Annotated in this window: 10 protein-coding genes; 4 read left to right on the top strand and 6 right to left on the bottom strand. The window is 73.3% G+C overall.

Annotation, left to right across the window (positions count from 1 at the left end; all coding sequences use genetic code 11):
* From L2I40_RS13405 to L2I40_RS13415, 3 genes are all read left to right on the top strand, one after another.
* Positions 1 to 391 (top strand): thioredoxin family protein (locus L2I40_RS13405; RefSeq protein WP_237215462.1); only part of this gene is annotated, 391 nt, incomplete at its 5' end.
* Between the two features lie 35 nt (positions 392 to 426).
* Entirely contained in the window at positions 427 to 726 is a 300-nt protein-coding gene (locus tag L2I40_RS13410; RefSeq protein WP_237215463.1) for a hypothetical protein, read from the top strand.
* 49 nt (positions 727 to 775) lie between these two features.
* Complete coding sequence (locus L2I40_RS13415) at positions 776 to 1,732, top strand: Bug family tripartite tricarboxylate transporter substrate binding protein (protein ID WP_237215464.1); 957 nt, start codon at positions 776 to 778, stop codon at positions 1,730 to 1,732.
* 108 nt (positions 1,733 to 1,840) lie between these two features.
* Here L2I40_RS13415 and L2I40_RS13420 read toward each other — a convergent pair whose 3' ends face one another.
* The 3 genes from L2I40_RS13420 to L2I40_RS13430 form a co-directional block, all read right to left on the bottom strand.
* The gene (locus L2I40_RS13420) at positions 1,841 to 2,566 is read right to left on the bottom strand and encodes a superoxide dismutase (protein WP_237215465.1); all 726 of its coding nucleotides are present in this window, start codon (positions 2,564 to 2,566) and stop codon (positions 1,841 to 1,843) included.
* Positions 2,567 to 2,665: 99 nt separating this feature from the next.
* Positions 2,666 to 3,718, bottom strand: coding sequence for an ABC transporter substrate-binding protein (locus L2I40_RS13425; RefSeq protein WP_237215466.1), 1,053 nt, complete (start codon positions 3,716 to 3,718; stop codon positions 2,666 to 2,668).
* Between the two features lie 85 nt (positions 3,719 to 3,803).
* Positions 3,804 to 4,907, bottom strand: coding sequence for an ABC transporter ATP-binding protein (locus tag L2I40_RS13430; protein WP_237215467.1), 1,104 nt, complete (start codon positions 4,905 to 4,907; stop codon positions 3,804 to 3,806).
* A gap of 108 nt (positions 4,908 to 5,015) precedes the next feature.
* Here L2I40_RS13430 and L2I40_RS13435 point away from each other — a divergent pair, with 108 nt between their 5' ends.
* Complete coding sequence (locus tag L2I40_RS13435) at positions 5,016 to 6,008, top strand: enoyl-CoA hydratase/isomerase family protein (RefSeq protein ID WP_237215468.1); 993 nt, start codon at positions 5,016 to 5,018, stop codon at positions 6,006 to 6,008.
* Positions 6,009 to 6,139: 131 nt separating this feature from the next.
* Here L2I40_RS13435 and L2I40_RS13440 read toward each other — a convergent pair whose 3' ends face one another.
* The 3 genes from L2I40_RS13440 to L2I40_RS13450 all read right to left on the bottom strand — a co-directional run.
* Positions 6,140 to 7,111: a Bug family tripartite tricarboxylate transporter substrate binding protein gene (locus L2I40_RS13440; protein WP_237215469.1), complete on the bottom strand. Its 972-nt coding sequence runs from the start codon at positions 7,109 to 7,111 to the stop codon at positions 6,140 to 6,142.
* A 60-nt stretch (positions 7,112 to 7,171) separates the two neighbouring features.
* Positions 7,172 to 7,666: a CHAP domain-containing protein gene (locus L2I40_RS13445; RefSeq protein ID WP_237215470.1), complete on the bottom strand. Its 495-nt coding sequence runs from the start codon at positions 7,664 to 7,666 to the stop codon at positions 7,172 to 7,174.
* Positions 7,667 to 7,715: 49 nt separating this feature from the next.
* Positions 7,716 to 8,630, bottom strand: a 915-nt coding sequence (locus L2I40_RS13450; protein ID WP_237215471.1) for an alpha/beta hydrolase family esterase, incomplete at its 5' end; no start/stop codon positions are given.

Genomic DNA, 8,630 nt, shown 5'->3' on the forward strand with positions numbered 1-8,630 from the left:
CGCCCTGCTGCCGCGCCTCTCCTCCGTGCCCGCCGCGGCCGCCGACATGGCGCCCGGCGCCGAGCCCTGGTCGGCCGCGCGGGTCGAGGCGCTGCGCGCCGAGGGCCGGCCGGTCTTCGTCAACGCCACCGCCGCTTGGTGCATCACCTGCCAGGTGAACGAACGCGTCGCGCTCCGCACCGCCGCCGTGCAGGACGTCTTCGAGCGGCGCAGCATCGCCTATCTCAAGGCCGACTGGACGCGCGGCGACGCCGCCATCGGCGCGCTGCTGCGCGAGCACGGGCGCGAGGGCGTGCCGCTTTATCTCTACTGGGCGCCGGGCGCGGTGGAGCCGGTGGTGCTGCCGCAGCTGCTGACCGAGGGCGTCGTGCTGGAGGCGCTCGGCTCGTAAAGCCGGCGTTCACCGTCGTTGCGCAGCCTGCCGCGATGCGCTGGCTGCTGCCCCTTCTCCTGCTCGCTGTGCCTGCGGCCGCGCAGAGCCCGCCGGCCTGCACCGATGCGCGCGCGGGCATGGCCGCCTGCCTCGCGGGCAAGCTCTGCCTCTGCGGCTACCAGCGCGGCGGCATCGTCTCCGGCCGGCCGGATGGCTGGGCCTGGGATTGCGGCGTGCTGCGCCCGCCCTGCGGGGAGGCGCTGGCGCCGCCGGGCCTGCTCAACCCGCCGCAGATCCTGCCCCAGCTCCTGCTGCCGCTGCCCGACCCGCCCATGACGCCCTGGCCGCGCTGAGCGCGGCATCCCGGTTGCATGGCCCGGGCCCAAACCGGGAGATCCATCCATGCAGCGCCGCCACCTGCTCCTCGCCGCGACCAGCCTGCTCGCCGTTCCCGCCCTCGCCCAGCCGCGCAGCGTGCGCTTCATCGCCGGCTTCCCGCCCGGCGGCCTTGCCGACGTCGTGGCGCGCCTCGTCGCCGGCCCGCTCGGCGAGGCGATCGGCGCGACGCTGGTGGTGGAGAACCGCACCGGCGCCTCCGGCACCATCGCCGCCGATGCGGTGGCGAAGAGCGCGCCGGACGGCACCACGCTCGCCGTCAGCCACGCCATCCCCTTCGGCTTCGCGCCGGGCGTGCTGCCGAGCCTGACCTACGACCCGGTGGCGGACTTCGTGCACCTCGGCATGCTGGCCGAGGCGCCGACCGTCATGGTCGTCACCGGCCGCTCGCCCTTCCGCACCCTGCCGGAACTGCTGGAGGCCGCGCGGACGCGGCCCGTGCGCTACGGCAGCTCCGGCGTCGGGTCCGCCGAGCACATCATGGGCGCGGTGGTGGCGCGGGAGGCGCGTGCGACGCACCTCGACCACGTGCCCTATCGCGGCACGCCGCCCGCGCTGCAGGACCTGATGGCGGGGCAGGTGGATGCGATCAACGCGCCGATCACGACGCTCGTCGGCCAGCTGCGCGACGGCTCGCTGCGCGCCCTCGCGGTCTCCACCGAGGCGCGCGTCGCCGGCTTCCCGGACGTGCCGACGCTCGCCGAGCTCGGCTATAGCCGCGCGACGATGACGCAGTGGATCGGCGTCAGCGCCCCGCGTGGCCTGCCGCCGGCCATGGCCGAGCGCATCGCCGCCGCCATCCCCGGCATCGTCGCGCGGCCGGAGATCGCGGCACGGCTCGAGGAACTCGCCTCGCCGCCGCGTCAGCCGCTGCTGACCGGCGAGGCCTTCCAGCGCTTCGTGGGAGGCTTCCGCGACCATTGGGTCGCGATCGCGCGCGCGGAGAACATCGTCGCGAGCTGACGCGCCTCACCTCCGCCTGCCGCGAGAGCGGTCCAAGGCGAACTGGCAGGTTTGCGCGGCCCTGCGGCTGTTCAGGACCGCGCAAGGGGTGGAAGCGCCCGAGGTTCCTCAGACCGTCAGCGTGCCGGCCCGCGCCGCGGCGAAGCGCTCGCCGATGCGGCCCCAGTCGAGGACGTTCCACCAGTTCGTCGAGTACTCGGCGCGACGGTTCTGGTAGCGCAGATAGTAGGCGTGTTCCCACACGTCGTTGCCCATCAGCACGCGCTGCCCGTCGAACAGCGGGGTGTCCTGGTTCGGCCGCGTGACGATGGCGAGCCGGCCGTCACGGTCCACCGTGACGAAGGCCCAGCCGCTGCCGAAGACGCCGTTGGCGGCGGCGTTGAAGCGGGTGCGGAAGGTCGCGAAGTCGCCGAAGTCGCGCGTGATCGCCTGTGCAAGCTCGCCAGCGGGCTCGCCGCCGCGCCCGCCCATGATGACCCAGAACATGGAATGGTTCGCATGGCCGCCGCCGTTGTTGCGCACCGCCGTGCGCACGCCTTCCGGTACCTGGCCGAGATTCATGAGCAGCCTGTCGAGCGGCATGTCATGGAGCGCGCTGTGCTCGCGGATCGCCGCGTTCAGGTTGTTCACCTGGGCGCCGTGGTGGAAGCGCCAGTGCAGCTCCATCGTGCGCGCATCCACCGCCGCCTCGTTCGCATCGAAGGCATAGGGCAGGTCGGGCAGGCGATGCGGCCCGGCGGGCGGCTGCGCCTGCGCGAGGGCGGCGCGCGGTGCGGCCCAGACGGTGCTCATGGCGAAAGCGGCGCCGAGCATGGCGCGGCGATGGAGGGTCATGGATGGTCTCCTGGCGGCTCTTCCCGTCCCGGCACATAAGGGCGGGGGGCGAATCCGGGAAGGGCCGACCCGGTCCGCCCGAGACGCCGGGCCGCTGCTCTAGCGGCCGATCCAGGCCTCGAAGCGGCGGTTCAGCCGGTCGATGTTGTCGAGCCAGAACCGGTCGTCGATCCGCAGCGCGGACTGCGCGTTCTGCGGCGCCGTCGGCAACTGCATCAGCACGTCGCGCGTGAGCAGCGCGTTGGCCCCGCGCGCCGTCACGCCATAGGGGATGCGCGGCGGCAGCGCCGCCTGCACCCGCGCCTGTCCGACGAAGTTGAGGAAGTCCAGCGCGCGCTGCCGGTTCGGGCTGCCGCGCATGATCACCCAGCTGTCGAGCGTGTAGAGGTTCTGGGTCCAGACGATGCCGAAGTCGCGCCCGTCATTCGCGTTCGCCGCGGCGATGCGCCCGTTGTAGGCATTGGCCATCACCACCTCGCCCGAGGCCAGCCATTGCGGCGGCTGCGAGCCGCGCTCCCACCAGGCGACGTCGCCCCGGATCGTGTCGAGCCGGCGGAACGCGCGGTCCACGCCCGCCTCGGTCGCCAGCAGGGAATAGACCTCGTTCGCCGGCACGCCGTCGGCGAGCAACGCGATCTCCAGCGTCGTCTTCGGCCCGCGCCGCAGCGCGCGGCGGCCGGGGATGCGCTGCGTGTCGAAGAAATCGGCCCAGCCGCGCGGCGCTTCGCGCAGGCGCGCGCGATCCCATGCCAGGACGAAGGAGTAGTAGATCGCACCCACGCCGCAATCGCTGACCGCCTGTGGGATATAGGCCTCGCGCCCACCGATCGCGTCCCAGTCGAGCCGCTCGAACAGCCCTTCCTCGCAGCCGATCAGCAACTCCTCGCCTTCCACCTGGACGACGTCCCAAGTGTTGGCGCCTGATCCGATCCTGGCGCGCAGCACGCCGACGCCGCCATCCCAGGTCTCCTCGAGCAGGCGCTGGTTGCGCGACTGCATCCAGGGACGGAAGTAGACCTCGCGCTGCGCTTCCTGGTAGGCGCCGCCCCAGGACACCACGGTCAGGTCGCGGCCCTGGGCATCGGCGTCGCCGGCGGCGAGCATCGCCGTCACCGCCGCGAACAGCGTGCCGATCCAGCTTCTCCGCCGCATTGCCGTCCTCCCGCCCTGCGCCAGGCGCCCGCGCACCGTCCGATCGGCTCAGCCGCGGAGCGGTTCCACGCGACCGGTCGCTGAACTAGACCGTGTCCGCCTCGTCGCGGAAGACCAGGGCGTCGTCGGGCCACCAGGTCACGCCGACCTCCGTCCCGGGCTCGGGCGGTGGCTCGGCCCCGACCGCGCGTTTCGCGACGATCTCGGCGCCGCCCGGCAGCAGGAGCCGCAGGCGGAAATGGTCGCCCTGGAACAGGACCTCTGCCAGCCTCGCCCGGAGCATTCCTTCCCCGGCCGCATCGACCACGGCCACGCGCTCCGGGCGGATCGTCAGGACGGCGTAGCTCTCCGGCGTCACCGCCTCGCCGAGCCGCGCCAGCACCTCCACGCCCTCCTGGAGCTTCACGCGGGCCTTCCCGTGCGCGATCTCCAGCACACCGACGGCGATCCGGTTGTTCTCGCCCACGAAGCCCGCGACGAAGGCATCCGCGGGCTCCTCGTACAGCGCACGCGGCGTGCTGAGCTGCCGGAGGCGCCCGCGCGACAGCACGGCGATCCGGTCCGACAGGGTCAGCGCCTCCGACTGGTCGTGCGTCACGTAGAGCATGGTCAGGCCGAGCCGCTGGTGCAGCGCGCGGATCTCGTGCTGCATCTCCTCGCGCAGCGCCTTGTCGAGCGCGCCGAGCGGCTCGTCGAGCAGCACGATCGGGGGCTCGAACACCATCGCGCGGGCGAGCGCGACACGCTGCTGCTGCCCGCCCGACAGCTGCGAGGGGCGCCGGTCGCCATAGCCGGGCAGCCGCACCATCTCGAGCGCGCGCTGCACCCGCGCCGCGCGCTCGGCCTTCGGCACGCCGCGCGCCTCGAGCGGGAAGGCGACGTTGTCGGCCACCGTCATGTGCGGGAAGAGGGCGTAGGACTGGAACACCACGCCGATGCCGCGCTTGTGCGGCGGCAGCTGCGCGATGTCGCGATCCTCCAGCAGGATGCGCCCGGAATCCGGCAGCTCGAACCCGGCCAGCAGCATCAGCGTCGTCGTCTTGCCGGAGCCCGAGGGGCCGAGCAGCGTCAGCAACTCGCCGCGCATGACGTCGAGGTCCAGCGCCTCAAGCGCCGCGGGCGTCGTCTGCCCCCTGGTGGCCGGGTAGCTCTTCGACACGCGCTCGAAGCGTAGCAGCGGGGCGGTCATCGCGGTTGAGGCTCCTTGCGCCGCCTGCCCCTGTCAATCGCGGCTCGCGACGCTTGCCCAAGCGCGGGGCCGGCGCTAGCCCGGGACGAAAGGGAAGGGGACGCGCCCATGTCCGACGCCACGGAGCCCAGCCTGATCGCGCGCCGCGAGGGAGCGGCCGGGACCATCCTGATGAACCGTCCGCACGCGCTGAACGCGCTCGACCTGCCGATGATCGAGGGCATCGCGCGGGCGCTGGCCGATTTCCGCGCCGATCCCGCGCTGCGGCTGGTGGTGCTGGAAGGCGCGGGCGGCCGCGCCTTCTGCGCGGGCGGCGACGTGCGGCGGATGCGCGAGCTCGCGCTGGCCGGAGACGCTGCCGGCGTCGAGGCCTTCTTCGCCAACGAGTACGCGATGAACCTCGCCATCGCGGAGTTCCCCCGACCCTGGATCAGCCTGATCGACGGCGTCTGCATGGGCGGCGGCATCGGCGTCTCCGTCCATGGCAGCCACCGCGTGGTGACCGAGCATGCGCTGCTCGCCATGCCGGAGACGGCGATCGCGCTGTTTCCGGACGTCGGCACCTCCTACGTCCTGCCGCGGCTGCCCGGCGCGCTGGGCAACTGGCTCGCGCTGACCGGCGCGCGGCTCAAGGGTGCGGAGGCGGTGGAGGCCGGCCTCGCCACCCATTTCGTCCCGCGCGACTCGCTTCCCGCGCTGCGCGCCGCGCTGCTGGAGGGCGATGCCGGCGCGGTGGAGCGCTTCGCGCAGCCCGTCCCGCCCGGCAGCATCGCGGCGCAGCGGCCGGCCATCGACCGCTGCTTCGGCCACGAGACGCTCCCCTCGATCCGCGACGCGCTGGCGGCCGAGGACAGCGACTGGGCGCGCGACCAGCTGGCGATCCTGGCGCGGATGTCGCCGACCAGCATGGCGGTGACGCTCGAGCTGCTGCGGCGGGGCCGCACGATGAGTCTCGCCGACTGCCTGCAGATGGAGCTGCGCCTGACGCGCAAGGTGACGCGCCACCCCGACTTCGCCGAGGGCGTGCGCGCCGTGCTGGTGGACAAGGACAACGCCCCGCGCTGGACGCCGCAGGCGAAGATCGAGGATATGTTCGGCTAGCGCCTGATCCGCGAAGGCGGAATCGCCGGAGCGGTGAATCAGTCGCTGAAACCAAGGCTTCAGCCTGATCCACCAAAGTGGATCAGGCCGACATCCCGCGGCGCCGCGTGGCGCCGCGGAAACGTCGCGCGTCAGCTTTCCGGCCGGATATCCAGCCGGCGGATCAGCGGGCCCCAGCGGTTGATCTCGTCCGCGACGAAGGCGCGCATCGCCGCCGGGTCGCCGCCGACGATCTCGAAGCCCGCCGCCGTCAGGGCGCGCTGCGCCTCTGGCACCTGAAGCGCGCGCTGCGCCTCCTGCGCGAGCCGCGCGACGCGCTCGGCCGGCATGCCCGCCGGGCCGAACAGGCCGATCCAGGTCCAGATCGCGGCACCCTGGCCCTGCTCGGTGAAGGTCGGGATGTCGGGCGCCTGCGGGAAGCGGCCCTCGCTGGTGATGCCGAGCGCGCGCACGGCGCCGTCCCGCACTTGCGGCAGCACCGCGCCCGAGACCGCGCCCATCGCCTGGATGCGGCCGGCGACCAGCTCCGTCACGCCCTGCGGAACGGAGCGGAAGGGCACATGCGTCATGTCGAGGTTGTGCCGCGCCGCGAACTCCGCGGTCACCAGGTGGCCGAGCGTGCCGGCGCCGACCGAGCCGTAGTTCAGCCGGCCCGGATTGGCGCGCGCATGGGCAATGAATTCCTCGAGATTGCGCGCCGGGACGGAGGGATGCACCGCGAAGACGATCGGCAGCCGCACCAGCAGCGAGATCGGCGCCAGGTCGGTCGCCGGGTCGTAGCCGAGTTGCGGATTCAGGATGCGCGCCGTGCTGGCGGGCCCACCGATCGAGACGCCGATGGTGTGGCCGTCGGTCGCCTTGGCGATCGCCTCGGTGCCGATCGCGCCGCCGCCGCCAGCGCGATTGTCCACCACGAAGGGCTGGCCGAACGCCTGCTGGAAGTGGCCGGCCACGGCGCGTGCCGCGATGTCGGGCGTCGAGCCGCCGGGGAAGGGGACGATGACGCGCACGGTGCGCTCCGGCCAGGCGGCCTGGGCGCGCAGCGTGGCTGGGGCAGCAAGCGTCGCGGCGATGGCGGCGAGGGTGCGGCGAGTGAGGCGCATCGGTTGATCCTCCCGGTTTCGTTCGGGCGGCACCATGCCCGAGGGATGCCTTCCCGAAAACTACCTGGACGCGAGTTCCATACGCGGATGGACGAAGCCGCGGGCCGGGAAGGCCGTGGTGCCGAGGTCGTTGATCCGCGGATACCAGACCCGCACCAGCGACCAGTCGTTGTTCGGCGAGACGTCCACCACGCGCTGGTCCGTCGTGATGCGCCCCTTCGCCGCGCCGGAGGCCCAGTTGGCGTGGTCCACCCGCACCTCGCGGCTGCTCACGACACGCGAGACGACGGCGACGTGCCCGTCGCGCATCCGGGCCGTGCGGTTGATCACGAGCACCGAGCCCGGCCGCGGCGCCCGGCCGCGTTCGTAGCGCCCGGCCGCCGCGTCCCACCACTGCCAAGCGTCGCCCGAGAGCTGGATGCCGGACCGCGCGCGAGCATAGGGCACGCAGGAGATCGGCTCCGCGACCTGAACGCCGCCGGGCCCGACCGTCTGGCGGGACGTCCCGCAGGCGGCGAGCGTCAGCAGAAGCAAAATGGCAAGCGCGGCGCGCATGCTGCTAATTCTAGCACGAAACATCCGCATCCGGACAGCACGGAGACGCTCAGCGCTTGGGTAGCCCCGGCGGTGTGGCGGGGTCGAGCGCGAAGCCGAGCAGCAACTCGCCCGCCTCGATGTCCGGCGTCGCGCGGCCGAACAGGCGGAGCAGCGGCCAGTCGTCGCGCCCCGGCAGGCGATGGCCGCCGCCGCGGATCTCGTAGAGCAGCGTCGCGACGTCGTGCCGGCAGCCCGTCGCCTGGTGCAGCAGGACCGCAGGATCATCCGCGCCGCCCCGGCGGGGCAGCATGACGGGCGGCGCCAGCCCCGCGCAGCCATTCGCCGCCCGCCAGGCCGCGAAGCCCTCCGGCACGGAGAGCCGCCGCTCGACCTCGACCAAGGGGCCGAACAGGACGGCGCCGTCCCAGCGGATGATCGGATCCTCGGTGCCGGCGGCGATCAGCACCGGCAGGGGGCGGGCGGGCGTGCAAGGCGGATCCGCCGGCTGCGTCGTCTGCATCAGGGCGAGCGAGGCGATCCGCCTGGCGCGGCGGCAGGCATAGCGCAGGGCCATCATCCCGCCATTGGAGATCCCGGCGAGATGGATGCGCGCGGGGTCGGCGATGCGCTCGGCCGTCAGCCTGTCGAACAGCGCGTCGAGGAAGGCGACGTCGTCGACGGCCGAGAGCAGGCCGGGCGCACGCATCGCCAGCGCCTCGTCGTTCCAGAACGGACCGGCCGCTTCGGGGAAGACGAGGGCCACGCCCGCCGCACGGGCCTGCTCAGACAGCCGCAGCATGTGCCGCGTTTCCGACCCGTCGAGCGCCGCGCCGTGCAGCACGACGAGCGTCGGCGCCGGTCCCGGCACGCGCTCGACCAGCGCCGAGCGGTTGCCGGGCAGCGCGAGCCGTTCGCCCGCACAGGCGGCCAGCAGGAGGGCGAGCGCGAGCGCCGCGAGGCGGCGCGCCCGCGCCCCGGTCAG

The organism is Falsiroseomonas oryziterrae (genome assembly GCF_021864505.1).
Lineage (GTDB): Bacteria > Pseudomonadota > Alphaproteobacteria > Acetobacterales > Acetobacteraceae > Falsiroseomonas > Falsiroseomonas oryziterrae.